General features: G+C 71.9%; 24 protein-coding genes and 4 tRNA genes. 9 read left to right on the top strand and 19 right to left on the bottom strand.

Annotated elements, in window-relative coordinates; all coding sequences use genetic code 11:
• Positions 1-43: 43 nt before the first annotated feature.
• The gene (locus tag OE229_RS11375; RefSeq protein WP_262138090.1) at positions 44-619 is read left to right on the top strand and encodes a TetR family transcriptional regulator; all 576 of its coding nucleotides are present in this window, start codon (positions 44-46) and stop codon (positions 617-619) included.
• Here the strand turns inward: OE229_RS11375 and OE229_RS11370 are convergent.
• The gene (locus OE229_RS11370; protein ID WP_262138089.1) at positions 586-1,779 is read right to left on the bottom strand and encodes an epoxide hydrolase family protein; all 1,194 of its coding nucleotides are present in this window, start codon (positions 1,777-1,779) and stop codon (positions 586-588) included. The two genes, OE229_RS11375 and OE229_RS11370, sit on opposite strands and share 34 nt — an antisense overlap.
• Before the next feature lie 142 nt (positions 1,780-1,921).
• Here OE229_RS11370 and OE229_RS11365 point away from each other — a divergent pair, with 142 nt between their 5' ends.
• Positions 1,922-2,212 (top strand): hypothetical protein, encoded by a 291-nt coding sequence (locus OE229_RS11365; protein ID WP_209134460.1) that lies wholly within the window; start codon positions 1,922-1,924, stop codon positions 2,210-2,212.
• A 30-nt stretch (positions 2,213-2,242) separates the two neighbouring features.
• Positions 2,243-2,743 (top strand): GNAT family N-acetyltransferase, encoded by a 501-nt coding sequence (locus OE229_RS11360; protein ID WP_262138087.1) that lies wholly within the window; start codon positions 2,243-2,245, stop codon positions 2,741-2,743.
• Between the two features lie 4 nt (positions 2,744-2,747).
• Here OE229_RS11360 and OE229_RS11355 read toward each other — a convergent pair whose 3' ends face one another.
• From OE229_RS11355 to OE229_RS11325, 7 genes are all read right to left on the bottom strand, one after another.
• The gene (locus OE229_RS11355) at positions 2,748-3,800 is read right to left on the bottom strand and encodes a BLUF domain-containing protein (protein WP_209134462.1); all 1,053 of its coding nucleotides are present in this window, start codon (positions 3,798-3,800) and stop codon (positions 2,748-2,750) included.
• 245 nt (positions 3,801-4,045) lie between these two features.
• Entirely contained in the window at positions 4,046-4,540 is a 495-nt protein-coding gene (locus tag OE229_RS11350) for a hypothetical protein (RefSeq protein ID WP_259577791.1), read from the bottom strand.
• Between the two features lie 156 nt (positions 4,541-4,696).
• The gene (locus OE229_RS11345) at positions 4,697-4,852 is read right to left on the bottom strand and encodes a hypothetical protein (RefSeq protein WP_262138085.1); all 156 of its coding nucleotides are present in this window, start codon (positions 4,850-4,852) and stop codon (positions 4,697-4,699) included.
• A gap of 80 nt (positions 4,853-4,932) precedes the next feature.
• Complete coding sequence (locus OE229_RS11340; RefSeq protein WP_262138084.1) at positions 4,933-6,126, bottom strand: MFS transporter; 1,194 nt, start codon at positions 6,124-6,126, stop codon at positions 4,933-4,935.
• Positions 6,127-6,383: 257 nt separating this feature from the next.
• Positions 6,384-6,458, bottom strand: a tRNA-Val gene (locus tag OE229_RS11335).
• Between the two features lie 47 nt (positions 6,459-6,505).
• Positions 6,506-6,579 (bottom strand) — tRNA-Cys (locus OE229_RS11330).
• Positions 6,580-6,661: 82 nt separating this feature from the next.
• Positions 6,662-6,733: transfer RNA gene (locus tag OE229_RS11325), tRNA-Gly, on the bottom strand.
• Positions 6,734-6,948: 215 nt separating this feature from the next.
• Between OE229_RS11325 and OE229_RS11320 the strand changes: the two genes are divergently transcribed.
• The 5 genes from OE229_RS11320 (at position 6,949) to OE229_RS11300 (ending at position 14,076) form a co-directional block, all read left to right on the top strand.
• Positions 6,949-7,021 (top strand) — tRNA-Val (locus OE229_RS11320).
• A 115-nt stretch (positions 7,022-7,136) separates the two neighbouring features.
• Complete coding sequence (locus tag OE229_RS11315) at positions 7,137-8,663, top strand: DUF3375 domain-containing protein (RefSeq protein WP_262138082.1); 1,527 nt, start codon at positions 7,137-7,139, stop codon at positions 8,661-8,663.
• Positions 8,660-9,448: a DUF4194 domain-containing protein gene (locus OE229_RS11310; protein ID WP_262138080.1), complete on the top strand. Its 789-nt coding sequence runs from the start codon at positions 8,660-8,662 to the stop codon at positions 9,446-9,448. The genes OE229_RS11315 and OE229_RS11310 overlap by 4 nt, the downstream gene beginning before the upstream one ends.
• Positions 9,445-12,819 carry an ATP-binding protein gene (locus OE229_RS11305; RefSeq protein WP_262138079.1) on the top strand — a complete coding sequence of 1,125 codons (3,375 nt, stop codon included), beginning with the start codon at positions 9,445-9,447 and terminating at the stop codon, positions 12,817-12,819. Before OE229_RS11310 ends, OE229_RS11305 begins: the two co-directional genes overlap by 4 nt.
• Before the next feature lie 942 nt (positions 12,820-13,761).
• Entirely contained in the window at positions 13,762-14,076 is a 315-nt protein-coding gene (locus tag OE229_RS11300) for a hypothetical protein (RefSeq protein WP_259577781.1), read from the top strand.
• A 166-nt stretch (positions 14,077-14,242) separates the two neighbouring features.
• On the opposite strand, the gene OE229_RS11295 is transcribed toward OE229_RS11300, so the two are convergent.
• Entirely contained in the window at positions 14,243-15,709 is a 1,467-nt protein-coding gene (locus OE229_RS11295) for a peptide MFS transporter (RefSeq protein ID WP_262138075.1), read from the bottom strand.
• A gap of 198 nt (positions 15,710-15,907) precedes the next feature.
• Here OE229_RS11295 and OE229_RS11290 point away from each other — a divergent pair, with 198 nt between their 5' ends.
• Positions 15,908-18,034 carry an acyl-CoA dehydrogenase family protein gene (locus tag OE229_RS11290; protein ID WP_263344474.1) on the top strand — a complete coding sequence of 709 codons (2,127 nt, stop codon included), beginning with the start codon at positions 15,908-15,910 and terminating at the stop codon, positions 18,032-18,034.
• Positions 18,035-18,102: 68 nt separating this feature from the next.
• Here OE229_RS11290 and csrA read toward each other — a convergent pair whose 3' ends face one another.
• The 10 genes from csrA to OE229_RS11240 are packed head-to-tail and all read right to left on the bottom strand — an operon-like array spanning position 18,103 to position 26,616.
• Complete coding sequence (gene csrA, locus OE229_RS11285; RefSeq protein ID WP_262138072.1) at positions 18,103-18,381, bottom strand: carbon storage regulator CsrA; 279 nt, start codon at positions 18,379-18,381, stop codon at positions 18,103-18,105.
• 4 nt (positions 18,382-18,385) lie between these two features.
• Complete coding sequence (locus tag OE229_RS11280) at positions 18,386-19,351, bottom strand: hypothetical protein (RefSeq protein ID WP_262138070.1); 966 nt, start codon at positions 19,349-19,351, stop codon at positions 18,386-18,388.
• Positions 19,326-21,380, bottom strand: a complete 2,055-nt coding sequence (locus tag OE229_RS11275; RefSeq protein ID WP_262138067.1) for a flagellar biosynthesis protein FlhA — start codon at positions 21,378-21,380, stop codon at positions 19,326-19,328. Before OE229_RS11275 ends, OE229_RS11280 begins: the two co-directional genes overlap by 26 nt.
• Positions 21,377-22,570 carry an EscU/YscU/HrcU family type III secretion system export apparatus switch protein gene (locus OE229_RS11270; protein WP_182065449.1) on the bottom strand — a complete coding sequence of 398 codons (1,194 nt, stop codon included), beginning with the start codon at positions 22,568-22,570 and terminating at the stop codon, positions 21,377-21,379. The genes OE229_RS11275 and OE229_RS11270 overlap by 4 nt, the downstream gene beginning before the upstream one ends.
• Positions 22,571-22,574: 4 nt before the next feature.
• Positions 22,575-23,333 carry a flagellar biosynthetic protein FliR gene (locus OE229_RS11265; RefSeq protein WP_071403902.1) on the bottom strand — a complete coding sequence of 253 codons (759 nt, stop codon included), beginning with the start codon at positions 23,331-23,333 and terminating at the stop codon, positions 22,575-22,577.
• Positions 23,333-23,608 (bottom strand): flagellar biosynthesis protein FliQ, encoded by a 276-nt coding sequence (gene fliQ / locus OE229_RS11260; RefSeq protein ID WP_182065447.1) that lies wholly within the window; start codon positions 23,606-23,608, stop codon positions 23,333-23,335. Before fliQ ends, OE229_RS11265 begins: the two co-directional genes overlap by 1 nt.
• Positions 23,609-23,617: 9 nt before the next feature.
• Positions 23,618-24,454, bottom strand: a complete 837-nt coding sequence (gene fliP, locus OE229_RS11255) for a flagellar type III secretion system pore protein FliP (protein ID WP_071244631.1) — start codon at positions 24,452-24,454, stop codon at positions 23,618-23,620.
• Positions 24,451-25,026, bottom strand: a complete 576-nt coding sequence (locus tag OE229_RS11250) for a FliO/MopB family protein (protein ID WP_262138064.1) — start codon at positions 25,024-25,026, stop codon at positions 24,451-24,453. Before OE229_RS11250 ends, fliP begins: the two co-directional genes overlap by 4 nt.
• Before the next feature lie 7 nt (positions 25,027-25,033).
• Positions 25,034-25,738 carry a flagellar motor switch protein FliN gene (gene fliN / locus OE229_RS11245; protein WP_071403904.1) on the bottom strand — a complete coding sequence of 235 codons (705 nt, stop codon included), beginning with the start codon at positions 25,736-25,738 and terminating at the stop codon, positions 25,034-25,036.
• Complete coding sequence (locus OE229_RS11240) at positions 25,738-26,616, bottom strand: flagellar motor switch protein FliM (RefSeq protein ID WP_262138063.1); 879 nt, start codon at positions 26,614-26,616, stop codon at positions 25,738-25,740. The genes fliN and OE229_RS11240 overlap by 1 nt, the downstream gene beginning before the upstream one ends.
• Positions 26,617-26,694 lie beyond the last annotated feature (78 nt).

Raw genomic sequence — 26,694 nt, 5'->3', positions numbered from 1 at the left:
CTCGATACTACCTACTAGTTGGTAGACGCCTAGGATCGATCGTGTGAGCACCGCAGACGACACCCGCGCACGCATCCTCGACGCGGCCACCACCGAGTTCGCGGCGCACGGCATCGCCGGCGCGCGGGTCGACCGCATCGCCGAGCGTTCCGGCATGAGCAAGCCGATGATCTACACGTACTTCGGCGCCAAGAGCACGCTCTTCGACGCCGTCTTCCGCGCCCACGTCCTCGGCAACGGCGACCGCGTGCCCTTCGACGCCGCCGACCTGCCCGGGTACGCGGCACGGTTGTACGACGACTACCTGGCCGACCCGGCGCTCGTGCGACTCCTCATGTGGAAGCGCCTCGAGCAGGACGGCGCCGGGTACCTGTACCCGGGGTTCGAGGAGCACGACGAGCAGCACCTGCGGGAGATCGCGGCCGAACAGCGCGCCGGACGTGTGCGAGACGACCTCGATCCGGTCGACCTCTGGGCACTGCTCATCGCCAGCGCGGCGACCTGGGCCCAGGGGTCCATCACCGTGGTCGCGACGGCGGAGGACTCCCCTGCCGAGCACGACCGGCGGCGGGATGCGCTCGTGCGTTACGTCGAGGGCGCGCTGCGACCGCCCACCTGAGCGGGGCCGACCGCCGCGCCCGGTCCGACCGGCGCCGCTGCTCCGATCGCGGTCGCGAAGGCGGCGACCTCGTCGGCGAGCGTGCGCGGGACCTGCCACGCGGTGAAGTGGCCACCTTGGTCGAGGTCGTGCCAGCTCCGGACGTCGCGGTACGTGCGCTCCCCGTACGACCGGGGCAACCCGCGCTCGCCGGTCTGCACGGCAACCGCGACGGGCACCTCGACGATCGGGAGTTCCGGCTGCCGCGGGTGGTCGAGGTACGGCCGGAAGGACGACCCCGTGCTCCGGGTGAACCAGTAGAGCGAGACGGTGCGCAGCAGCTCGTCGTCTGTCCACCACGATCCCTCGCCGGACCAGGCGAGCAGTTTCTCGGTGATCCACGCGGCCAGGCCGAGCGGCGAGTCCATCAGGGCCGCTGCCAGGACCTCCGGCCGGGTCGCCTGCACCTTCGCGTAGCCCAGCGCACTCGCCCACTCGGCGTCGTGCTGCCGCAGCCATCCGGCTTCCTCGTCCGTCAGGCCCTGTGCGCGTGACGGCGGCGGGAACGCGGCATGGGTCGCGAAGAGCCCGATCACCGAGTCCGGGTGCAGCGCGGCCAGCCAGTCGCTCGTCGTCGACCCGACGTCCTCCCCGTAGGTCACGTACCGATCGTGGTCGAGCACCTCCGTCATGAGCGCGTGCATCAGCTCGGCGACCACGGGGCCTGTGAACGGGCGTCCCGCAAGCGGAGCCGAGGCGCCGAAACCGGGCAGCGACGGGACGACGACGTCGAACCCCGCGGTCCGGCCGTCAGCGAGCCGGACGATGCGTCCGGAGAGCGCACGGGCGAACGGGAGCATCTCGACGAACGAGTACGGCCAGCCGTGGAACGCGATCACCGGGATGTGCACCGTCGGGTCCCCAGCCGCCGTCAGCCGGGCGAAGTGCAGCTGCTGCCCGTCGACCTCCGCCTGGAACTGCGGCACGGTAGCCAGCTCGTCCTCGACGCGACGCCAGTCGAACGCGGTCCGCCAGTGCTCGAGCAAGCCGGACAGGCGCTCCATCGACAGCGCGCTGCCGGCTGCCGCATCGCCGATGGGTCCCGGAACGCTCGCCCGCTGCAGACGGGCGTGCAGGTCGTCGAGATCGGCATCGGACACCTGGAGGCGGATCGGGCGCATGTGACGGACGCTAGCGGCGCCGACCGACACCGCGGGGAACACCACCACGACGGGGTACTGCCCAGCCGGTCCTCCTCGCCGTACGCTGGGCATCGGGCCCGGCCCACCGGGCTTTCCTCGCCTCCCTGAACGGACCACCGACGTGACCCACACCGCACCAGCCGCCACTCCCGCTACGGCCCCGGCGACGACCACAGCGGTTGCACCGCTGAGCCTGCTCGCGGTGGTGGCGATCGCCCTCGCGTTCGTGGCACCGATCGGTGGGCTCGTCGTCGGGTTCCTCGCGCGGCGCGACGTCCGACTGACCGGAGACCGGGGCGACGGGATCGCGTTCGCGGCGATCCTGATCGGGGCGACGCTGACCCTGTTCGGGATCATCGTGCCGCTGTTCCTCGGCGGTGCGGGGGTCCTCGACCTCGACCTCCGGCTCTGAGTGCCAGCGGCCGATCGCTACCCTGACCGTGTGGGCAACGAGGATGACGTCACGACGCTGATCCGGCCGGCGACGCGCGCCGATGCGGATGCAATCGCCCACCTGCACACGGTGTCGTGGCGGGAGACCTACGGACGGTTCGTCGACGACCCGGACGCGAGCCCGTGGTTCGACGCGGGTCGCCGGGTCGACATGTGGCGGTCGACGCTCGCGAGCCCTGGTGTCCGAGGGAGCGTCCGCGTCGCCCTGGACCGCACCGGACTCGTGGGGTTCGCCGCAGCGCAGTCGACTCCGGAGCCGGATGCCGTCCGCCCCGAGGAGCTGACGACGCTCTCCGTCCTGGCCCGTGCGCACGGGACCGGAGCCGCCCAGGCGCTCCTCGACGCCGTGCTCGCCGATCGTCCGGCGTCGCTGTGGGTGGCTGCGGACAACCCGCGTGCGCACGCCTTCTCCCGGCGCAACGGGTTCGCACCCGACGGGGCCGAGTCGGCGTTCGGCCCCATCCCGCGGACCGTCCGCCTGGTTCGCTGAAGCGTCAGTCCACGGCCGGCGCGGAGATGTCCCACACGGTGGTCTCCTCGTACTGCTCGGACCACCCGCGGCGCATACGGGCGGCGGCGCGGTCGAACGCGTCGACGACGTCGGTGTCCGTGGTGAGGAGCGCCTGCAGACGGAGCCCGTCGTAGAGGGCGAGGAGCTGCTGCGCACCGCGGATCGGGTCCATCGTGGCCGGCTCGCGCCCGGCACGGACGTCCTCCCGCAGTGCTGTCCGCACGGTCTCCCGGAACTGCCCGTACGCGGACCGGTAGTAGTCGGCGCCGTCCGTCGACGGGTCGGTCGAGATGGCGAGCGTCGCGGCGATCAGACGCATGAGCGCCGGGTCCTCAGCGTGTGCGGAGAGCAGCGCGTGCAGGAACGCGACGGTGCCCTTCTCGCCCGCGAGCGGCAGCAGCGGGGCCGACACGGCGCGGGTCCACCGCATCACGGCGGCGGCCAGCAACGCGGGTTCGGACGGGAAGAGCTCGAGGATCTCTGCGGGTCGCATCCCCGACCGGGACGCGACGCTGTCGAGCGAGAACCGGGACAGTCCTCCGTCGTGGATGACCGCGATCGCACCGTTGATCGCTCGGGTGCGCGGAACCTCTTCATCCACGGCGTTCTGGTTCGTCAGCGGGGCCAGCGGGTGCTTCCGGAACCAGTCCAGCAGGGCACGCGCGCGCGACGCACCGAACGCCGGGTCGGTCGGACGGCCGGCGCTGAAGAGGTCGCTGAACCCCGGGACGTCGTGCATGAGCGGATCGAGGGACTGGAAGGCCATCGACCAGTCGGGGAACGAGCGCTGGGTGATCGGCTCGTCGAGCAGCACCCGGACGTTGGTGTGCCGCGGATCGGCCCGGACCTGCTCGAAGCGCTGCCGGACGACGTCGTCCTCGCCCTCGATGATCCCGATGCAGTTGTCGTCGCGGTGCGCGAGCATGCCCGTGACCCCGAGCCGGGTGTTCTTCTCGCGCCCGACCGCGAGGATCTGGGCGAGTTCGGAATCCGTGATCGGACGGGTCTGGGTGCTGGTGTAGACGAGCGATCGCATCGTGCTGCTTCCTGGTCGAGCGGTCCATCGGCGGGTGGGAGGCGCCGCCGTGTCGAACCCGAATCGACACGCCGGCACCTCGCGGTCACCCTAACCAGGGGTGACCGCCTTCACTGCGACGCGAGACGGTCCGTGGCTGCTCGGCATCCGGGGATGCCGACCACTGAATGGAACCACCCAGCCGTTGCCAGCGGTACCCCCACAACGGGGAACGCGCGTTCTCCGGCTGTTCCGCAGGGTACGCGTCAGCGGGCGCGGTCGCCTGAGGGGGGCGTCTCGACGATGCGTTCACCGGTCGTCGGGTCCCACCCGACGGTGCGGGGCTCCGCTGCTCGCGGGCGTCGTTCCTCGCGCGGGAAGAACGGTCGAGCGCTGGGCAGGTAGCTGAGCACCGCCGCGACGACGATGCACACGGCATCGACGAGGCCCCAGTCCGCGCCGTCCGTGACGATCGTGACCACCGCGCTGCAGGCGGTCAGCCCGGCGATGATGGCCAGCCAGAGTCGCGCGTTGCCGGAGCCTCGTCCCATCCGCGTCGCCAGCCACACGAACAGTGCGGACCAGGCGAGGACGAAGAGGAGCCCGAGCGAAGCACCGATGATCGCGCCGCCGGCTTCACGCATGGACACGACGATGCCGGGCGCCGCGGCCACGAGGCTGATGATGACGGACGCCCACCAGAGCGCCACGGCGATCGTGACGACCCGCGGTCGCGTGCGTGATTCGGTGTGCTGTTCCATCAGGTGCTCCCCCGTCGTTCCACTGGATGCGGCTCGACGATCCTACGGTGACGGCTGACGCGCCCCGGCCCTGCGCGATCGGCGGAGGATGACCAGTCCCACGGTCGACCCAGCGTTGGGCATGCAACCATCCAACCAGCGGTCTGGTGCGAGGCCCTAGGGGCGGTAGTCCTCACGACGTGGCGGGACCTGCGCCGCGTGCGAATCGGTGAACGGCTTCGCGCCCCGCATCCCGCCCATCGTCTTCGCGATGGTCGTGAGCAACCAGCCCAGTGCCCGTGCCAGGATGCTCAGGATGCTCAGGATCCTCATGGTGCCCCCTCGTCGGACGAGCCGTCGCGGCCGTCGCTGAGCCCACGGTACTGCCGAGCGTTGCTGCAGGGCGAATGACCTCAGGCCTGCGATCGGTCCTGATCGGGGCCGGCTCCGGACGGCAACCGCGATGCCACGAGCGTCCCGACGAGTGCCACCACCGCGAACGCCGCGAACCCGAACGGCAGCCCGATCGTGCTGCCGACACCACCGACGACGAGCGGTCCGACGGCGTCCCCGGTCTCACGTCCGAGTTCCGCTGAGCCCATGGTGCGACCGAGGCGGTCCGGCGGAGTCGTGCCGGCGAGGTGCGCGAACGCGACGGGTGTCAGCGTGGCGACACCGGCTCCGGCGAGCAGGGCCGCGATGAAGACGGCCACCGCCGATGGTGCGACGGCGACCACCAGGAACGCAGCGGCCACCGCGGCCGTCCCGGCCACACCCGCCACCCCGGTGCCGAGACGCCCGGCGTCGTGCAGACGTCCGGCGACGGGCTGCACGAGCGACGACGTCACCGCGAGGACGGCGACCGCGAGCGTCGACACCAGGAGCGGGATGCCGACCGCGGTGCCGAGCGCGGGGAGCATCCCGGTCAGGGCGCCGATCGCAGCGCTGCCGACAGCCAGGACGACGACCGGGATCAGGAACTGGCGGTCCGTGGCCGCTCGGACCATGACGGCGAGCGTGGCCCGCTGCCGGGGCAGTGGCACGATCGGCTCGACGGCGATGAACACTGCGACCGCCGTCACGAGGGCCATCACGACGAGGATCCCGAAGAGCCACTGCGTGCTGCCGAACTGCACCACGACCGCACCGATGACCGGCCCCCCGGCGTAACCGAGACCCTTCCACGAGCCGTACCGACCGAAGTACGTCCCGCGACGGTGCGCTGGCACGAGGCGGGCGACCGCGGCGGACGACGCCGGCGAGAACGCGGAGGCTCCGGCACCCTGCAGCAGACGGGCGAGCCCGAGCCAGAACGGACCGGTCCCGAAGACGCCGATGAGTGAAGCTGCCGCGAACACCACGAGTCCGCCGACGATCACCGGTCGTGGGCCGATGCGGTCGGACAGGGCACCGAAGACCGGCTTGAGGACGAGTTCGGCGACGTCGTACAGCGCCAGGAAGAGCCCCAGCCACGCGAGCGTCAGGCCGAGCTCGAGGTGCTCGCCGCCGACCGCCGCCGCGATGCCGTTCGCCCCGAAGGCGGTCACGAACCCCGCTGCGTACAGCGGAGCGAGCCGAGGGGCCGTGGTCGTCGACAGGGCGGTCACGTGACCACCCTGGCCGACCGCGCTCTGGTCCACCAGCTCCTCGTGGCGAACACCGCGTGCCCTGCGGTGAGGCCGGTCGGCTCGATCTGGACCATTCAGGTCGGCACCGGGCCCCGTCGCTACCGCTCGCGGCGGCCCGGGCCGCAGCGTCGCAGGCGTCCACGCACCATCGCGGGCCGGAATGACCGGGAACGCCAGCAGCCGGGGACGAACGAAGCCCCCGGCCGGACCTGATGGTCCTGCCGGGGGCTTCGTGGTGGTGGGCGATACTGGGATCGAACCAGTGACCTCTTCCGTGTCAGGGAAGCGCGCTACCGCTGCGCCAATCGCCCAAGTCCCTGCGTGGACCGGGGTCCATGAAGGTCTTGGAGGGTGGATCTGGAGGTGGGGACGGGATTCGAACCCGCGTGGACGGCTTTGCAGGCCGCTGCCTAGCCTCTCGGCCACCCCACCATCGAGGTTCACGTCTCCGTGAGTACCCGAACGGTGGGATACCCTCTGGTGAGTCGCGGGCCTTCGAGAAGACCCACACTCGAGCGGATGACGAGATTCGAACTCGCGACCCTCACCTTGGCAAGGTGATGCGCTACCACTGCGCCACATCCGCACTTGTCGTTCCGCTGTCGCGGCGACGACGTAAACTCTATACGCACCGGGGCACTTCCGCCAAAATCCTCCCCGTTCACCGGGCGTGTCCCCCGAGTTCATGCGGATCGGGGCGGTTCGACACCCCCTGGCGGCAGCGCGCCACACCCGGGCCGCGCGATGTGTTCGATGCACCGCCGGACTTCCGCTAGTATCGATCCGCACGAACAGTGCAGGGGGCGATTGGCGCAGTTGGTAGCGCGCTTCGTTCACACCGAAGAGGTCATCAGTTCGAGTCTGGTATCGCCCACGTAGCAAGAAGCACACCACCGACAAGAGCCCGACGCAGCAGCGTCGGGCTCTTGTCATCTCCCCGGTCCGCCGCTCGCGGGCCGGACCACCAGCACGATCGGACGAAGGGGCGCATGACCGACGTCGACCTCGAGTTCGCACGGGTCCGAGCGGTCCTCGACCGTCCCACCCTGCGGCTCATGTCCCGGCCGACCAGCGCCACCGTCCTCGCCGTCTTCCGCACGGTGTTCGACCGAGACGTGCAGTACGTCCCCGCCGACCGCATGCACCTGCAGGTCGAGGAGCACGTCGCGCGTCTGCAGGCCGCGGGCGCGCGGGTCCCCGCGAGCGAGCAGAACGAGGGTGACGATGAAGCCCGACCGAACGGTCGCGCGCTCTGCCGCGAGTGGGTCGCTGCGCAGTGGCTCGTCCGCTCGAACTCCCCCGACGGCGACGAGCAGTACTCCCTGACGAGCCACGCCCTCGAGGCGCTGAGCCTCGTCGACGCCCTGTCGGCCGACCGCGCCCTGATCAGCGAGAGCCGGCTGGCGATGATCGTCGACGCGGTGCACCGGTGGGCGGCACGCGCCGAGCCCGACCCCGACGTGCAGATCCGCCGGATCGACGCCCAGATCGCCGAACTGCAGGCCGAACGGGAACGCCTGGAGCACGGCGACGACGTCGTGGCCGTCGACGACGACCGGATGCGCGACGGGTACACGAACATCTCCGACCTGATCCGGCAGCTGCCGAGCGACTTCAAGCGCGTGGAAGAGGCGGTCGCGACGATGCACCGCTCGATCGTCGAGGACTTCCGGCAAGAGGTCCGCCCGATCGGCGAGATCCTCGACGACTACCTGGCGCGCACCGACAACCTGATGGAAGCGACGCCCGAGGGCCGTGCCTTCGAGGGTGCCTTCGAGCTCCTCCGCGACGACGCCCTGCTCCTGCGGCTCCGCGACGACATCGCGACGATCCTGGCGCACCCGTTCGCGCAGGGCCTCGGCGCCGGCGAGCGTCGTGCCTTCCGCAACACCGTGACGATCCTGCGCCAGGGCATCGAGGACGTCCTCGCCCAGCGCCGTCAGCTCACCGCCACGCTCCGCGACCAGATCGTCGCCCACGACGTGGTGCGCGACCGCGAGCTCGACGCGGTGCTCCGCTCGATCAACCGCGGCCTCGCCACCCTGATGGACCAGGGCGGTGCGCGCGACCGGATCCCGCTGCCGCTCCTGCCCGCGGCGGCAGAGGTCGGCACGCTGCGCGAGCGCTTCTACGACCCGGACGCCGAGTCCGTGCCGCCGCCCATCGAGGAACCCGACGACGACGTCTTCGAGGACCTCGACGTCGAGATGCTCCGCAAGCACGGCGGGCCGCTCCTGACCGAGCTGCGCGCGGCGCTCCGCTTCGCCGACGCCGACTCCAGCGTCGACGCGTTCCACGGGCTGCCGCCCGAGCAGCGCCGTCCGGTCGAGCTCTTCGGCCTCGCACACCTGCTGACGGGGCGCGACGACTTCGAGTCGGCCGCCCACGTCGCCGAGCACCGCACGGTCCGCCCCGACGGCACCACGATCACCTTCCACATGCCCACCGCTGCGCTCGACGACGAGCACCGTCCGGTCGGCGACACACACGACGAGAACGCACAGGAGGCACGGTGAGCGACACGACGCCGGCACCGGTCGACGACACGGTCCCCTACGACGACCCCGCATCCGTGATGCAGGACGACGAGCGCGACGAGTCCAGCTTCGCCCTCTTCGAGGGCGACGAGGGGCGGCTCGACGAACACCAGCGCCGCGCACTGGTGGCCCTGCTGCGGCACTCGTACGTCAGCTCCCGCACGCACCCCGACGAGTGGCGTGCGGTCCTCGACGCCGAGTACCAGCTGCGGTCCCGCCTGAACGACCTGTTCCTCGAGTTGCACGTCGATCGTGACCGCGAGGTCGCGTGGAAGCGCCAGGCCCGGTCGGAGAGCCAGCGCCGCACGTTCCCGACCCTGCTCCGCGACCTGCCGTACACCCGCGAGGAGACGATCGTCCTCGTCTACCTGCGGATGCGACTGCGCGCCGACGCCCGACCGGGCCCGGACCAGGTCGTCGTGGACCGCTCCGAGATCCTCGGGCACGTGGCGGGCTTCCGTCCGGCGACCGCGACCGACCGCACCCGCGACGAGGGCCGTGTCGCGAAGGCCGTCGAGCGCCTGGTGACCGCGCGCATCCTCATCCGCACCTCCGACCCGGACCGCTTCCGGGTGGCGAGCGTCGTCGAGGTGCTGCTCCCCCTGGAGCGCCTGCTCGAACTGGACGCCTGGTTGCGGACCACCACCGCGCAGGGCGAGGCGACCGCCCCGGGCGGCGAGCCGACCGACGGGGACCACCCGGGCCTCCCGGCAGACGGCGAAGCCGAGACCGACACCGACGACGAAGGCGAGACGGAAGCGTGACCGACACGTTCGAGATCCCGGCGCTCTTCGACACGGTCGCGCAGTGGCGCGCCGAGTCGATGCAGGTCGTCAACTGGGGTGGGTTCCACGGCCACCGGCAGGTCGAGCTGTCCGGCACGGCGACGCTCATCTCCGGCGCCTCGGGCACGGGCAAGTCCACGCTGATGGACGCCTACCTGGCCGTGATGATGCCGTCCGACGTGCCGTTCAACGGCGCCTCGAACGACGCCACCACCGGCCGCGCGCGCAGCGCCGACCAGCGCAACCTGCTCACGTACCTGCGCGGCAAGGTCGACACCCGTCGCGACCCCGAGACCGGCAGCCTGCGCGACGTGAACCTGCGCGGCGACGACCAGACCACCTGGGGCGCTGCGGCGGTCACGTTCCGGAACGACGACGAGCGGCGCTTCACGGTGCTGCGTGCGTACATCGTGCCGAAGCGCGCCCGCGGGGTCGGCGACATCCAGATGACCATGGCGACGGTCGACGACACGTTCGACCTGCGCCGGCTCGAGGAGTTCGTGCCGTCGCGGTTCCACCACCTCGAGCTGACCGGCCGGGTGCCGGGGCTCGTCATCCGCGACACCTACCAGGAGCTCGCCTACACGCTGCAGACCCGGCTCGGCATCGGCGACTCCGGCGGCGGTAACCGAGCGATGCGCCTGCTCGCCCGGATCCAGGCCGGCCAGCACCTGCCGACCGTCGACGCGCTGTACAAGTCGCTCGTGCTCGAGACCCCCGGCACGTACGAGGCGGCCGACCGGGCACTCGCGCACTTCTCCGCGCTCGACGAGGCGTACGAGGCGATGGACACCGAGGAGCGCAAGGTCCGCATCCTCTCCCCCATCACCGACCTGCACGACGAGATCGCGCGCGCGACCGAGGCCGCAGCGGCGCTGGACGGCATCGCGACCGGCGCCGAGGTGTCGCCGTTCGCGCACTGGACGGCCTCTCGGAAGCGCGACCTGCTCGACGCCGAGGTCGCGCGCAACGCCCGGGAGCGCACGGCATCGCGGGCCGAGGTCGCCGCGGCCGAGGCCCGGCACGCCGCCGTCGAGATCGAGCTCCGCGACGCCGAGGCCCGGCTCCGCGACCAGGGCGGCAACGCGCTCGCCCAGCTCGAGGACCGCATCGAACGGCTCACCCGTGAACGCGACGCGGTGGTCCGCACCCGCGCCACCTTCGACGAGCGCACCGCCGTGCTCGGGCTGTCGGCGTCGCTCTCGTCGGAAGCGGGCTTCACCAGCGCGCAGCGGGCGTCCCACGACTTCCTCGGCACGTACGCGGACGCACGCTCGTCGTTGGACGACCGCCGCGACGCCCTGACCCGCGAGGAGTACCCGCTCCTCGACCGCGAGCGGTCCCTGCGGCAGGAGCGCCAGTCGCTCGAGCACCGGCAGGGCGCGATGCCGCTGCCGATGCACGAGGCCCGGCTCGCGATGGCCCGCGCCGCCGGCATCGACCCGACCGAACTGCCCTTCGTGGCGGAACTGCTCGACGTGCTGCCCGGCGAGGAGCGCTGGCGCACGGCCATCGAGTCCGTCCTGGCGCCCGTCGCCCGGACGCTGCTCGTCGACCAGGACCGCCTCGGCGACTTCAGCGAAGCCATCGACGCACTGCACCTGCCCGTCCGCGTGCAGTTCGAGGGTGTGCCGACCGGCCCGCACCTGGACCTCGACGGCGACCCGGCGATGGTCTCCGGCAAGCTCGCCATCAAGCCGTCGCCGTTCAGCACCTGGGTGCGCGAGCGGATCGAGTCCGACCGCACTGACGCCCGCTGTGTCGCCTCGGCGTCGGACCTCGGCGGTGGTGGCCGTCGGGTCACCGAGTCCGGGCAGCTGCGTGACGGCCGTCGTGGCGCCCACGGTGACCGCCGGCAGTCGAACGTCATCGGCTTCACGAACGAGGCCCGCGTCGCCGCGGTCGAGCAGGAGCTCGCCTCGATCGCGCAGGACCTCGCGACGCTCGAGGCCCGCCGCACCGACGTCGCGCAGGACCGCACGGCGCTCGACGTGCTCCGCGCCGCGCACCAGCACGTGGTCGACGCCACGTGGGCCGCGATCGACGTCGACGGGCTCGGCACGTCCCTGGCCCGGCTCGACGAGGAACGGCAGGCGCTGCTCGCCGCCGACGACGGCCTCCGGACGCTGCGGGCCTCGGTCGCCCGGCTCCGGAAGTCCCTCGACGAGGCGGCCGACCGTCGCTCCGCCGCGCGGCTGTCCGTTCAGCGACTCGAGGAGCGCCACGCGGTGCTCGTCGACGGCCAGGACGCCGCCGCCGAGATCCTGGAGCGCTTCGAGTCCTCGCCCGGTTCGCTGCCGGACGACCAGCAGGCCCGCCTGCTCGAGGAGACCTTCGAGGAGATCGGCGCCCCGGACGGCGTCGACGGCTTCGACGATGCCACGCGACGGCTGAAGCGCCGGCTCGAGGAGCGGCTCACGCAGGCGCTCGACGGTGCCGCCGCGGCCTCGACCTCGTTGACGCTGACGTTCCAGCGGTACCAGGACGCCTGGCCCGACCCGAACCTCGGCACCGGTGTCGCGTCGTACCCCGATTACCACGCGATCCTCGACCAGATCGTGGCAACCGGCCTGCACGCACGTCGGAGCGAGTGGCGTCGACGCCTGTCGCAGTGGAGCGGCGAGGACCTCGTCCCGCTCGCCGGCGCCTTCGACCGCGCCGTCGTCGAGATCGAGGAGCGCCTCGAGCCGGTGAACGAGATCCTGCGGGAGCTGCCGTTCGGTGCCAACCGGGACCGTCTGAAGATCCAGATCCGCCGGGTCACCCGCGAGGACGTCACCGCCTTCCGCCGCGAGCTCCGCGCCCTGTCGGCGTCGGTCGACACCGAGCTGACCGACGACGTGCTCGAGACCCGGTTCCGACGGCTCCGGCGCTTCATGGCGGTCATCCGCCCCGACCCGGACGCAGCCCGGGGCCGTACCACCCAGCGCGACGCCGTGCTCGACGTCCGCCGGCACATGGAGATCACGGCCGTCCGGTACGACACCGACGGCAACGACCTCGGCGTGTACTCGTCGCTCGGCGACAAGTCCGGTGGTGAGACGCAGGAACTCGTGGCGTTCATCGTCGGTGCCGCGCTGCGCTACCAGCTCGGCGACGAGACCCGTCCCCGGCCCCGGTTCGCGCCGGTGTTCCTCGACGAGGCGTTCATCAAGGCGGACTCGGAGTTCGCCGGCCGCGCGGTCACCGCGTGGCTCCGGCTCGGGTTCCAGCTCGTCGTGAGTGCGCCGCTCGACAAGGTCACGGCGCTCGAACCGTCGATGGAGCGACTCCTGTCGATGCGCAAGCACCCCGAGACGGGTCACTCGTCCATCACTGAGATCGCCCGGGCGGAGCCGGCCGCCGTCTGACGCGGCCGGGTCTGGTCGTGCGTGTCGGCTCGACGCGCGTGTCGGCTGGTCGAGACACCCCGCTCAGGTTCGCCGAGCGGTCACCAACCGTCGACTGACGGCGCCGCCGCCGACAGTTCGCGACCACCCGACGCGCCGCAGGCGGGGTGTCCTGACCACCCGGCCCGCGCACTGGACGTGACCGACAGCGGCCTGGAGGCGCGGCGCGGCCCCGCCCCGGGCCTCCCGGCCGTCGTCTCGCCGGTCGCAACACCCCGCTCAGGTCCGCCGAGCGGTCACCAACCGTCGACTGACGGCGCCGCCGCCGACAGTTCGCGACCACCCGACGCGCCGCAGGCGGGGTGTCCTGACCACCCGGCCCGCGCACTGGACGCGACCGACAGCGGCCTGGAGGCGCGGCGCGAGCCCGCCACGGGCCTCCCGGCCGTCGTCCCGCCGGTCGCAACACCCCGCTCACCTCCGCAGAGGGGTCACGACGCGTCGCCTGGCGGCGCCGCCGCCGACAGTTCGCGACCACTCGACACGCTGTGGCGGGGTGTCCTGACCACCCGGCCCGCGGCCTGGAGGCGCGGCGCGGGCCCGCCACGGGCCTCCCGGCCGTCGTCCCGCAGGTCGCAACACCCCGCTCAGGGCCGCCGAGGGGTCACGACGCGTCGCCTGGCGGCGCCGCCGCCGACAGTTCGCGACCACTCGACGCGCTGTGGCGGGGTGTCCTGACCACCCGGCCCGCGGCCTGGAGGCGCGGTGCGGGCCCGCCACGGGCCTCCCGGCCGTCGTCCCGCCGGTCGCAACACCTCGCTCAGGTTCGCCGAGGGGTCACGAACCGTCGCCTGGCGGCGCCGCCGCCGACAGTTCGCGACCACTCGACGCCCGCAGGCGGGGTGTCCTGACCAGCCAGCGGCCGGGCCGTCAGCGTGTCGACAGGTGCCGCACAGACGTTCCGTGACCGCTCGCCGCTACGGTGGTGGCGTGTTCGGACGCCGCCGCTCCCCCAGTCCCCGCCCCGACGACAGTCCCGGTCTCGGCATCGGGGCCCTCGTGCAGGTCGTCGACACCGATCGGGGTGGCGAGCAGTGGGCCGACGAGCCGATCGGGGTGATCGTGGCTCCCGGCGGCAGCCAGATCGGAGGGACGCAGCGCACGTGGACCGTCGCCTTCGAGGAGCCCGTGTACACGAAGGACGGCCGCGGCCCCTTCGAGCGCGCGACCGTCCTGAGTCGTCAGCTGGTGCCGGTCACGACCGACAGCGGCGAGTAGTCCGGGTCAGGGACTCAGTACTCCTCGGAGCCGCTCTTCATCATGGCCGCGACGGCCATGCAGCACCCGACGCCGCCGAGGACGCCGACGCCGATGATGATCCCTGCGATGAGTTCGAGCATGGGTGGTGACTCCTTGGTTGCGTCGGCGTGTGGCTCCGCTCAGGTTACCGGATGCCGCGCATGAGCCGCAGCACCGGCTTGGCCAGGAGCAGCAGGACCACGCCCACCACGACGGCGACCAGGCCGAGGATCGTGAAGTACGGTGCCTCGTTCGCCGGGTCGTAGTAGCGGGACAGCACCCCGGTGACGGCGGTGCCGAGCGACACCGACAGGAAGAACAGCGCGACCATCTGCGTCTGGAACTTCGGCGGCGCGAGCTTCGTGGCGACGGACTGGCCGACGGGCGAGAGCAGCAGCTCCGCGAGTGTGAAGACCAGCAGGATGCCGACGAGCGCGAGCAGCGGCGTGCCGTTCTCGCCCGAGCCGGTGAACGGCAGGAAGAGCAGGAACGCGAGCCCCATGATCCCGGTGCCGAGCGCGAACTTCGTCGGGGTGGACGGCTGGCGGTCGCCGAGCTTGGTCCACAGCGCCGCGAAGACGCCGGACAGCACGATGATGAAGACCGGGTTGATCGACTGGACCCATGAGACCGGCATCTCCCAGCCGAACAGCGAGCGGTCGAGACGCTCGTCGGAGTAGACCGTCACGACGGTGAACTGCTGCTGGTAGAGCGACCAGAACACGGCGCTGCCGATGAACAGCGGGATGAACGCGAAGACCCGCGACCGCTCGTCACGGGTGATGCCACTCGACAGGATCACGACGAAGTAGCCGATGGTGGCCAGCACGACGACCGCCACCACGACGGTGGGCAGGTTGCCGACGGTGAGCAGGCCGGTCAGCACGGCGACGACGATGACGACCAGCGCGACGACCACGCCGGCACCGATGAGCGGCAGGCGGCGGCGGTCGACGGGGTTCGCCACCTGGCGGACGATGTCGGGCAGCTTCCGCCGCCGGATCGCGTACTGCACCAGACCAGCGGCCATGCCGACGGCGGCCAGACCGAAGCCCCAGTGGAAGCCGAGCGAGCTCTGCAGCAGCCCGGTGAGCAGCGGTCCGAAGAACGCCCCGAGGTTCACGCCGAGGTAGTAGAGCGAGAAGCCGGCGTCGCGGCGCGGGTCCTCGCGGCTGTAGAGGCCGCCGACGATCGTTGTCGCGGTGGCCTTGAGTCCGCCGGAGCCGAGCGCGATGAGCACGAGGCCGACCCCGACCCCGGCCACCCCGGGGATGAGCGCGAGTGCGATGTGCCCGAGCATCACGACGATCGCGCTGCCGAACAGGGTCCGGTCCGCACCGATCAGCCGGTCGGCGATCCACGCCCCGATGATCGTGAACAGGTAGACCGCGCCGCCGTAGGCACCCATGATCCCGGTGGCGATGCCCTTGTCGATCCCCAGGCCGCCCTGCGTGACCGTGTAGTACATGTAGATGAGGACGATGCCCTGCATGCCGTAGAACGAGAACCGCTCCCAGAGCTCCACGGCGAACGGTGTCGAGAGCTCGAACGGTTGCCCGAAGAAGGTGCGTCCGGGACGGCTTCCGCGGTCCGCGGGGGTGGTACGTGACATGGCGGCCAGTCTGCCCCTGGCGGGGTGCGCACGCCGAATCGTCGAACACGGCTCAGGTCTTTGGAGGGTTCCCACGACCTCGTGACGGCACCGACGACACGGGCTTGTGCGGCCCGCACGGCGTTCCCGCCACTGTCGGCACCGGTGTCTAGCGTGGACGGTGCAACACGGACACCGCAGTTCAGGAGGACTCCGCCCATGGTCGACACCGCACCCGCCCAGCGCACCACCCCCGCCAGCGGCAACGACACCGCGACGGACGTCGACGCGCCGAACGCCGACGCCGCCGGCGACCCGGCAGCGGGCACCCCGACCGCCGGCACGGACACCGACGTCCGCATCGACGTCGAGCTGGTGCAGGAACTCCTGCTCGGACGCTGGGCCGAGGACCGCCGGATCTCCCGGCGGCTCGCGCTCGACCCCGCGATGCAGAAGATCGAGGGCCAGCCGATCCCCGAGCACCGGGCCCGCGTGCTCGAGCAGCTCCGGACCCTGGTGGACGCCGGGGCGATCCAGCGCCCCTACCCCGCCGAGTTCGGTGGCCAGAGCAACCACGGCGGCAACCTGGCGGCGTTCGAGGAGCTCGTCACCGCCGACCCGTCGATGCAGATCAAGGCCGGGGTGCAGTGGGGACTGTTCGGGTCCGCCGTGCACCACCTGGGCACCGAGGCGAACCACCGCGAGTTCCTGCCGGGCATCGTCTCGTTCGAGGTCCCCGGCTGCTTCGCGATGACCGAGACCGGCCACGGCTCGGACGTGCAGAGCATCGCCACGACGGCCACGTACGACCCCGCGACCGAGGAGTTCGAGATCCACACGCCGTTCCGCGGTGCCTGGAAGGACTACATCGGCAACGCGGCCCTGCACGGCCACGCCGCCGTCGTGTTCGCGAAGCTCGTGACCGCGGGCGTCGACCACGGCGTGCACGCCTTCTACGTCCCGCTCCGCGACGCCGACGGCGCGTTCCTGCCCGGCGTCAGCGGTGAGGACGACGGTCCGAAGGGCGGCCTGAACGGCATCGACAACGGCCGGCTCGCGTTCGACCACGTCCGGATCCCGCGCACGAACCTGCTGAACCGCTACGGCAACGTCGCCGCGGACGGCACCTACTCGTCTCCGATCGCCTCGCCCGGCCGCCGGTTCTTCACGATGCTCGGCACCCTGGTGCAGGGCCGGGTCTCGCTCGACGGCGCCGCGGTCGTGGCGCAGAAGATCGCGCTGCAGATCGCCCTGACGTACGCGATGCAGCGCCGTCAGTTCCCGACCGGCGACGGCACCGAGGGCGTGCTGCTCGACTACGGCCGGCACCAGCGCCGTCTCATCCCGCGCCTGGCGACGGTGTTCGCGCAGTCGTTCGCGCACGAGAAGCTCCTGCGCACCTTCGACGACGTCTTCAGCGGGCGCGAGGACACCCCTGAGCGACGGGAGGACCTGGAGACCCAGGCGGCGGCGTTCAAGTCGATGTCGACCTGGTCGGCGCTCGACACCCTGCAGGAGGCCCGCGAGGCCTGCGGCGGTGCCGGGTTCCTCGCCGAGAACCGTCTGACCGGGCTCCGCGCCGACCTCGACGTCTACGTGACGTTCGAGGGCGACAACACCGTGCTGCTGCAGCTCGTCGGCAAGCGCCTGCTGACCGAGTTCCGTGCGAAGGCCCCGAAGGACCCGGCGTCGACCGCGAAGTTCGTGGCGGCCGTCGCGGCGTCGAAGCTGGCCGACGCGTCCGGGATCCGCCGCCTCGGCCAGACCGTGGCCGACCGCGGCTCGCTGGCCGCGAGCGTCGCCGACCTGCAGGACCCCCGCACGCAGCGCGAGCTGCTCGCCGGTCGGGTCGACACCATGGTCGCCGAGATCGGCATGCGCCTGGCGTCGGCCGGCAAGGACCGAGCCCGCGCCGCCCGACTGCTGAACCGCTCGCAGCACGAGCTCATCGAGGCGTCGAAGGCGCACGCCGAGCTCATGCAGTGGGACGCCTTCACCGAGGCGCTCGACGAGGTGACCGAGGGCGACACCCGTCGTGTGCTCGTCTGGCTGCGCGACCTGTTCGCGCTCGGCCTGCTCGAGCAGCACCTGGACTGGTACCTGCTGCACGGCCGTCTGTCGGCGCAGCGTGCCCGTGCGGTGTCGGCGTACATCGACCGGCTCGTCGCCCGGGTCCGGCCCATCGTGCCGCAGCTGATCGAGACCTTCGGGTACGAGCCCGGTCACGTCCGCGCACCGATCGCGCTCGGTGCCGAGCAGGCCCGGCAGGACGAGGCACGCGCCTGGTTCGCCACCGAGGACGCCGCGGGCCGGCTGCCCGAGCAGGAGAAGAAGCCCCGCCCGTGACGAACGCGCAGCGCCGTCCGTGAACGACGCGCAGCCGCGCCCGTGACGGGCGTGGCTGCGTCGGACCGCTAGGACTCGGTCGGTCCAGACGGAGTCGCGCCGTCCGCGGCAGCCCCGCCACGCGCCCCGAGCGCCGCGCGCAGCTGCGCCTCGGCGTCGTCACCGGCAGCGGCGGCCTCGGCGTTCGCCTCGGCGACCGCACGCACGACCTCTTCGCGCTGGATCTTCACGCCGCGCGGGGCGTCGATGCCGATCCGGACGCCGTCGCCCCGGGAGTCGAGCACCGTGATGACGATGTCGTCGCCGACGAGGATCCGCTCGCCGACCTTCCGCGTGAGTACCAGCACCCGTTCAGCCTAGCGACACGACGGGGAGCCCCAGCAGGTCCACCGACCCGGGCGTGGCGGTCTCGCCCGCACCGATCGCGACGACGCCGACCACGGGCAGCCTCGATGCCACCGCGTCCACCATCGCGGCCGAGTCCGCGGGCTTCCGCCCGACGTCGACCACGACCCACACCTGGTCGGCCTGCAGCGCGTCGCCGGTCACCCGGTCGTCCCACGCGGCGACGGCGAGCACGGCGTGACCGTCGCGGACACCGTCGGCCCGCGCCAGGATCGCCGCACGGCGGTCGGCGGCGTCCGTCGGCCGGAGCGCGTGCCGCACCGCGAAGAGCCCGGCGGCCGCGTCGACGTCGTTCGGCCGCCCGACCAGGAGCACCAGGTCACCGTCCGCGGACCGGACGGCCGGCGCGGTGGAACGGGCCACCGGTGCGGGCGAGGGCGCGTCGAGGACGCGGGACGGGCCTCCCGACCGGGTCTCGACGACCGGCTGCGCGACGGCCGCCGCCTGCGTGTCGACCACCGTCTGCGCGTCGACGGCGGCCTGGAGGCGCGGGTCGACCCCGGCGTGCACGTCCGGATCGGACGGCTCGCGCGCCGGGCGCGGGGCGCTCGGCGTGATCCCGTCCGCCTGGAACCCGTCGAGCACCGACGCGAAGGCGTCGGCCCGCGTCGTCGCGGTGCCGTCGGTGCCCGCGATGCGTGCCTCGGCCGCCTCGGCGTCGGCGAGCAGCGCGGCGATGCCGACGCGCTGCACGGGCGAGTCGGCGATGGCCACACGAACGACGGGCTGGTCCCCCGGTTCCGGCACCTCGACGGTGGCCTCGACGTGCGCCTTGCGGAACAGTCCGCCGAAGCCCGGCGTGGTCACGCGTTCGGCCGCGACGATGCGCGCACCCGCGCCGAACTCGGTCCGGACCGCGTCGCGGACCGACTCGAGCGTGGCGCCGCTACGCTGCAATCGGGTCGGCGGCACGGACCACTCCCACGGTCTCGATGGTGGAGCCCGCGGCGGTGGCTTCCTGGTACGACAGCACCGGGAGCCCGTTCGACTGGGCGGCGACCATGCGGTGCACGGCCGGTCGGAGCTGCGGGGCGCAGACCAGGACGGCGGAGAGCCCCTGGTCCTCCACGGAGCGGACGGCGTCGCGGACGGAGCTCAGGACCTGCTCGATGCGGTGCGCGTCGAGCACGATCTGGCTGCCCTGCTCGGACGGCCGGAGCCCCTCGAGCATCGACTGCTCGAGCATCGGGTCGATCATGATGACACGCAGGGTGCCGGCGTCGGTGTGCCGGGCGGCGAGGGCCGGCCCGAGGGCCGCACGGGCGGACTCGACGAGCCCCTCGGGGTCGGTCGACACCTTTGCGCGGAGCGTGAGGGCCTCGCAGATCCGTCCGAGGTCGTTGATCGGCACGCGCTCGGCGAGCAGGCCCTGCAGCACCCGCTGCAGTTCGGCCATCGAGAGCATGCCGGGGACGAGTTCCTCGACCGCGGCAGGGTTGACCTGCTTGACGCCCTCGGTCAGGACCTTGACGTCCTCGCGGGTGAGCAGGCGTGCCGCGTTGTCGCCGATGACCGCCTGCAGGTGGGTGACGAGCACCGAGACCCGGTCGATCACGGTCGCGCCGGTCATCTCGGCGGCGTGCCGGAGCTCGGCGGGCACCCACTTGCCGGTCAGACCGAAGACCGGCTCGACGGTCGAGGTGCCGGGAAGGCCGTCCAGGTGGTCGCCGAGCGCCAGGACGCTGCGGGCGGGCGCGGTGCCCCGACCTGCCTCGACGCCGGCGATCCGGATGGCGTAGGTCGACGGCGGCAGGTCGATCGAGTCGCGTGTGCGTACCGGCGGGACGACGATGCCCATGTCGATCGCGATCTTGCGGCGGAGCGCACGCACCCGACCGAGCAGGTCGTCGGAGGCGCCGGACACCATGTCGACGAGGTCGGGCGCGAGCAGGATCTCGAGGGCGTGCACGCGCATCTGCTCGAGCAGGTCCTCCGGGGTGTCGCCGGTCGGTGCAGCCGCCGCGAGTGCCTGCTGCTGGGCGGCGTCGGCCTCGGCCCGGGCGGCGTTCCGGCCGATGCGCCAGCCCGTGACGAGCAGGGTCGCACCGACGAGCAGGAAGGGCAGGATCGGCATGCCCGGGATGAAGCCCATCGCGATCGCGGCGACACCGGCGATCATCAGCGCGTTCCGGGACTGCGACAGCTGCGTCGCGGCCGAGGAACCCATCTCGGACTCCGCGCCGGACCGGGTGACGATCATGCCGGTCGACACCGCCATGAGCAGCGCGGGGATCTGCGTGACCAGGCCGTCGCCGATCGTCAGGATGCCGTACTTCGACAGGGCGTCGGTGACGGACAGCCCGTTCTGCAGCATGCCGATCGCGATGCCGCCGACCAGGTTGATGATGATGATGAGGATGCCGGCGATCGCGTCGCCCTTGACGAACTTCGACGCACCGTCCATCGCGCCGTAGAAGTCGGCCTCGGCGGACACCGCGGCGCGGCGCTCCTTCGCCTGCTCGTCGGTGATGAGCCCGGCGTTCAGGTCGGCGTCGATCGCCATCTGCTTGCCCGGCATCGCGTCGAGGGTGAAGCGTGCCCCGACCTCGGCGACGCGCTCGGCGCCCTTCGTCACCACGACGAACTGGATGACGATGAGGATCAGGAAGATGACCGCGCCGATGATGATCGACCCGGAGACGGCGACGTGGCCGAACGCCTGGATGACGTCACCGGCGAACCCCTCGCCGAGCACCAGCCGGGTGGACGCCACGTTCAGGCCGAGCCGGAACAGCGTCGCGACGAGCAGCAGGGACGGGAACACCGAGAAGTCGAGCGGCTTCTTCACGAACAGCGTCGTGAGCAGGATCACCAGTGCCAGCAGGATGTTGATGATGATCAGGAAGTCGAGCAGGAAGGACGGCACCGGCAGGATCAGCAGCAGGATGATGCCGACGATGAACACCGGGACGACGAGCTTCGGCAGGTCCTTGCGGTTCATGCGGGGAGTCCTTCGGTCTGGTTCTCGGCGATGCGCGGTGTGCGGAGCTTGCGGGGGCGGAGGTCCCCGGTCAGGGTGGCGGGGTCGATGACGCTCGCGACCTCGTCCGGTGTGGTCGGTCGCGGCGGCGCGTGTGTGCCGGCCGCGGTGCCGCGGGCCTTGAGCGCCATCACGAAGGACAGGACGCGGGCCACCGGGGTGTACAGGTCGACGGGGATCTCGTGCCCGAGCTCGCACGCGGCGTGCAGTGCCCGGGTCAGCGGGACGTCGCGGACGATCGGCACCCGCTCCTCCTCGGCACGGGAGCGGATGACGTCGGCGACCGGGCCGGCCCCCTTCGCCACCACGCGTGGCGCGGACTTCCCGGGCTCGTACTTGATCGCGACGGCGTAGTGGGTGGGGTTCGTCATCACGACGTCCGCGGTGCCGATGGCCTGGATCATCCGGTTGCGGCTCATCGCGAGCTGACGGGACCGGCGCTGCGACTTCACCAACGGGTCGCCGTCGCTCCGCTTGTTCTCGTCCTTGACCTCGCGCTTGGTCATCATCGTGCGCTTCCGGTTGCGGCGGATCACGACGAACACGTCGAGTGCTGCGAGGACGAGCCCGGCGACGATCGCGGCGCGCAGCAGGGTGCCCGACCCGGCGGCGGCGGCCTCGAGCACGGCTGACAGCGGCAGCGAGCCGCTCGTCATCAGCACCGGCATGAGTCCCTGCACCGCGAACCACAGGACGAGCCCGACGACGGCGGTCTTCAGCAGCGCCTTCGCCCCGTTCCAGAGCGCCTGGGTGCCGAACACGCGCTTCAGTCCGGCGACGGGATCGAAGTGGTCGGGCTGCGGCGTCATCTTGCGGAAGTGCACCCCGCCCTGCGTGACGGCGGCGGCGAGCACCGCGACCGCGACGACCGCGAGCATCGGGCCGAGGGTCGCCCCCATCGATCCGAGGGCGTCGGCGAGCAGGGCCTGCACGGCACCGAGCTCCGGGTCCTCGATGACCCGCTGCACGGCGAGGAGCTGGTCCTGCCCGGCGGCCGCGGCGTTGCCGATCGCGGCCGGGATCATGAGCGCCGCGACGGCGATCCCGATCCATGCCCCGAGGTCCTGCGAGCGACCGATCTGGCCCTTCTCGTGGACCTCGCGCATCCGCTGCTGGGTTGCCTGTTCGGAACGTTCCCCGCTGTCGGACACGTCGTCACCCCCGTCCCGTGATCGCCTCGACGGCGTCGCCGGTCAGCGACGACACCACCGAGGGCAGGGCCATGAAGAGCGCGCCGGCGAACAGGACGGTCAGGCCGATCTTGATCGGGAAGCCCATCTGGAACGCGTTGAGCGCCGGTGCCACGCGGGTCAGCAGCCCGAGGCCGACGTCGGCCAGGAACAGCACGACGACGAGCGGACCGGCGATCTGCAGGGTGGCGAGGAACATCTGCGACATCGCGGTCACGAGCATCGACGCGAGCCCGTCCACCGCGAAGGTGCCGGTGAGCGGCACGGCGTCGAACGACCGCACCAGACCACCGACGATGAGCTGGTAGCCGCCCGAGGTGAAGAGCAGCGCGAGCGCGGTCATCTGGAACAGGCGGGTGAACTGGGCGCCGTTGACCTGGGACTGCGGGTCGAACGCCTGCGCGAGCGTGAACCCGCCGAACAGGTCGATGAGCGCACCCGCCGACTGCACGGCGGCGAACACCAGGAACACCAGGAACCCGAGGGACAGCCCGACGACGAGCTGGGTGAGCAGGGCGAGCAGGAACGGCCCCGTGTCGAGTGACTCGTAGCCGACGGCGACGCGCGGGGCGACACCGATGGCGAGCCCCAGCCCGAGGATCACCTTGACCGTGCCGGGGAACGCCCGGTACGAGAACGGCGGTGCGATGACGAAGAACGCGACGAGCCGGACGCCGGCGAGCATGGTCGCCTCCAGACGGTCGGCGTCGATGCTGAGCTCCATCAACCGGCCCCGAGCAGCTTCGGGATCATGTCGAAGGCGACGTGCGTGAACGCGATCATCTCCGAGATCATCCAGTTGCCGCAGATCACCAGGGCGATCGCGACGGCGACGGCCTTCGGCACGAACGAGAGCGTGACCTCCTGGATCTGCGTCACCGACTGGAACAGCGAGATCGCGAAGCCGACGACGAGCGAGGTGACGAGGACCGGGGCGGCGAGCTTGCCGGACACCAGGAGCGCCTGGAGCACGAGGTCGATGACGGCCTGCTGGTTCATGCGTGCCCCCTAGACAACGTGGTAGCTCTCGATGAGCGACGTGATGATGAGGCCCCAGCCGTCGACCAGCACGAAGAGCAGGATCTTGAACGGCAACGAGATCATGACCGGCGGGAGCATCATCATGCCCATCGACATCAGGGCCGCGGAGACGACGAGGTCGATCACCAGGAACGGGATGAAGATGACGAACCCGATGATGAACGCGCTGCGGAGCTCGGAGATGATGAACGCCGGGATCACCGTCGTCATCGGCACGTCCGCCATCGACTTCGGGTTGTCGAGCCCGGCGGCGCGGGTGATCAGGGCGACGTCCTCGTCGCGGGTCTGGTGGAGCATGAAGGTCCGCAGGGGCTTCGTGCCGATCTCGACCGCCTGGTTGAAGTCGAGGTGCCCGGCCAGGTAGGGCTGCAGGGCGTCGTCGTTGATGTGCCCGAGCACCGGCGCCATCACGAACAGCGACAGGAACAGTGCCAGTCCGGCGATCACCTGGTTCGGCGGGATCGACTGCAGCCCGAGCGCGTTCCGGGTCATCGCGAGCACGACGAAGATCTTCGTGAACGACGTCATCATGAGCATCAGCGCGGGCGCGACGCTCAGCAGCGTGATCCCGATGAGCGTCACCACGGCGGACGACGGGGTGCCGTCCGGGCCGTTCACGCTGACGCTGAAGTCACCGGTCGCGGGGGCGGTCGGAGTCGCCGGGGCGGTGGGTTCGACGACACCGGCGGCGTGCGCACCGGTCGTCGTGAGCATCAGGAACCCGGCCACGACCGCCAGGCCGAGCAGGACGAGGGCGACGAGTCGACCCGACCGTGCCAGCCGGTGCGGCCCTGCCGCCCTCACCCGGCCCGCCGGTTCCGCAGCGCGGCCGCGGCCTGGCGCCAGGTGTCGACCGACAGGATCGAGCCCTGCAGCTGCTGGGCGCTCGGCACGGCGCGCTGCGGGCGACGGTTGCGCGGGCGCATCGGCAGTGGCGCGACGGGGGTGGTCGCGTCGGCGGTGGTCGCGTCGGTCGCCCGGGTCACGTCGTCCGTGCCTGCCGGGAGGCCCGTGGCCGCGTCCGACTGCTGCGCGAGTTCCCGACCGAACGCGTCGGCCGACGGGACGGGACGCACCGGCAGTGCCACCGGTCCGGTCACGATGGTGAGTTCCGGCGCGGGCGCCTGCCCGCTGGTGAGCAGGTTGACCCCGTGCTCGGACACCCCGAGGACGAGCCGCTCCCCCTCGACGTCGACCACGACGACGCTCGCCTTGCCACCGATGCCCTGCCGACCGACGACCTCGACGGTCGCGGCGCGACGGCCCGACGGCTTGCCCGAGAAGCGCTTGCGGCTCGCGCGGTGCAGCACCCACATGAGGGCGAGCACGACGCCGAGCGAGAGCGCGACGCGGAGGGTGACGACCAGGGTGTCCACGTGCGGGTCAGACCGTCTCGGCGACGTCGAGGATGCGGGTGATCCGGACCGCGTAGTCCTGGTCGACGACGACGACCTCGCCGTGCGCGATGAGGCGGCCGTTCAGCAGGACGTCGGCGGGGGCACCGGCACTGCGGTCGAGCTCGACGACGGCGCCGGGCTCCATGCCGAGCACGTCGCGGACCGACATCCGGGTGCGGCCGATCTCGACCGTCAGGGTCATCTCGACGTTGTTGATCCGGCCGAGGTTGCCGGCGGGCAGGTTCGCCACGACGGGCGCGGACACCGTGCCGTTCTCGCGGACCCGGATGCCGAACCACCCGGCGGGCAGGCCACCGGCGGTGAGTTCGAACACGACGGTGTCCGGGTCGGCCAGCAGCGACGCGGCCGACTCGCGGTTCGCCTCGCCGAGCACCCCGACGCCGAGGACCCCGGCCGCGGCCTCGAGCGACGGACGCAGCACGTCCGTGACGGCCACGATGCCGTGGTCGGTGCCCCCGGCGGCCGTGATCGACTCGAGGTCGGTGAGCACGAGCGCCAGGTCGGCCGACAGGCCGCCGACGAACGACGCGACCACGGCGTCCGTCGCGGCGTCGAGCACGACCGGTGTCGCGCCTCCAGGCAGGAGCACCGCGGTCAAGGGGGCGGCCGTCGGGAGCTGCGCCGCGAGCGACTCGGCCGCTGCGGTGTGGAGGGTGGTCGTTTCGGTCATCAGTGCTGCTCCGTGCTCGTGGTGGTGACGACGATGCCGGCGAGGCGCGAGCCGTTCGCGCCGACCGCGGCGGTGCCGACGGGTTCGCCGTCGACCGCGATGGTGAGGGGCCGGTGCTGCGGGTGCGGCAGCGGCAGGACGTCGCCGACCGCGAGCCGCAGGACCTGCGTCGGCAGGACCCCGGCCGGGGCGAAGCGCAGGCTGACGCCCACGGGCACGCTCTCGAGCTGCGCGTCGAGCAGGGCTCGGGCGTCGGCGGGCGACACGTGCGCGGCGGCCTCGCCGAGCTGCGGCAGGACGGCCTCGGCCGGCAGCGCCAGCGTGCCGGGGGCGATGCGGTCGCCGACCCGGATCGAGAACGAGGCGACGATCATCAGGTCGCCCTTCTGCGCGGCCTGGGCGAACTGGCTGTTGAACTGGAACCCGCCGACCGTGACGTCCTGCGCGAGCAGCCCGCCGAACGAGTAGCGGAGGTCGTCGAGGGCGTCCTCGACGATCTTGCGGACCAGGGCCTGCTCGATCGGCGTGAAGGTGCGGTCCGGCGTCGGCAGCGGCTTCGAGGCGCCCAGCGCGTGCGACACCCACGCCAGCGCGGCGTCGAGCGGGACCTGCAGCACGCCCTTCGGGGTCAGGCCGGTGATCGGCAGCAGCACCATGCCGGTGAGCGCGGGCAGCGACGCGGCGTACTCGTCGTACGTCGTCATCGCCACCTGCTCACAGGTGACCTGGCTGACCGCGCGGACCTTCGCCGTCAGCTGTGTGCCCCACTGGCGCGCGAACGTCTCGAAGGCGAGCTCGAGGACCCGGGCATGCTCACGGGCCAGCGTCGACGGGCGCGCGAAGTCGTACACCTCGGGCGCTGGCAGGGTCTCGGTCACGGGTGCGTCTATCGGTCACCCGTGGGGCACCCGTCAGTGCTGTACCCCGTAGTGGGGCGGTGGCGTCAGCGCTGCTGC

Source organism: Curtobacterium poinsettiae, assembly GCF_025677645.1.
Taxonomy (GTDB): Bacteria; Actinomycetota; Actinomycetes; order Actinomycetales; family Microbacteriaceae; genus Curtobacterium; species Curtobacterium poinsettiae_A.
This window is presented reverse-complemented; position numbering and strand designations above follow the sequence as displayed.

What these genes read in the sequence shown, in the direction of transcription:
- OE229_RS11370 (WP_262138089.1), bottom strand. Translation starts at nt 1,779, where the DNA reads ATGCGCCCGATCCGCCTCCAGGTGTCCGATGCCGATCTCGACGACCTG.
- OE229_RS11355 (WP_209134462.1), bottom strand. Translation starts at nt 3,800, where the DNA reads ATGCGATCGCTCGTCTACACCAGCACCCAGACCCGTCCGATCACGGAT.
- OE229_RS11350 (WP_259577791.1), bottom strand. Translation starts at nt 4,540, where the DNA reads ATGGAACAGCACACCGAATCACGCACGCGACCGCGGGTCGTCACGATC.
- OE229_RS11345 (WP_262138085.1), bottom strand. Translation starts at nt 4,852, where the DNA reads ATGAGGATCCTGAGCATCCTGAGCATCCTGGCACGGGCACTGGGCTGG.
- OE229_RS11315 (WP_262138082.1), top strand. Translation starts at nt 7,137, where the DNA reads ATGACCGACGTCGACCTCGAGTTCGCACGGGTCCGAGCGGTCCTCGAC.
- OE229_RS11295 (WP_262138075.1), bottom strand. Translation starts at nt 15,709, where the DNA reads ATGTCACGTACCACCCCCGCGGACCGCGGAAGCCGTCCCGGACGCACC.
- OE229_RS11290 (WP_263344474.1), top strand. Translation starts at nt 15,908, where the DNA reads ATGGTCGACACCGCACCCGCCCAGCGCACCACCCCCGCCAGCGGCAAC.
- OE229_RS11275 (WP_262138067.1), bottom strand. Translation starts at nt 21,380, where the DNA reads ATGAACCGCAAGGACCTGCCGAAGCTCGTCGTCCCGGTGTTCATCGTC.
- OE229_RS11265 (WP_071403902.1), bottom strand. Translation starts at nt 23,333, where the DNA reads ATGGAGCTCAGCATCGACGCCGACCGTCTGGAGGCGACCATGCTCGCC.
- fliQ (WP_182065447.1), bottom strand. Translation starts at nt 23,608, where the DNA reads ATGAACCAGCAGGCCGTCATCGACCTCGTGCTCCAGGCGCTCCTGGTG.
- fliN (WP_071403904.1), bottom strand. Translation starts at nt 25,738, where the DNA reads ATGACCGAAACGACCACCCTCCACACCGCAGCGGCCGAGTCGCTCGCG.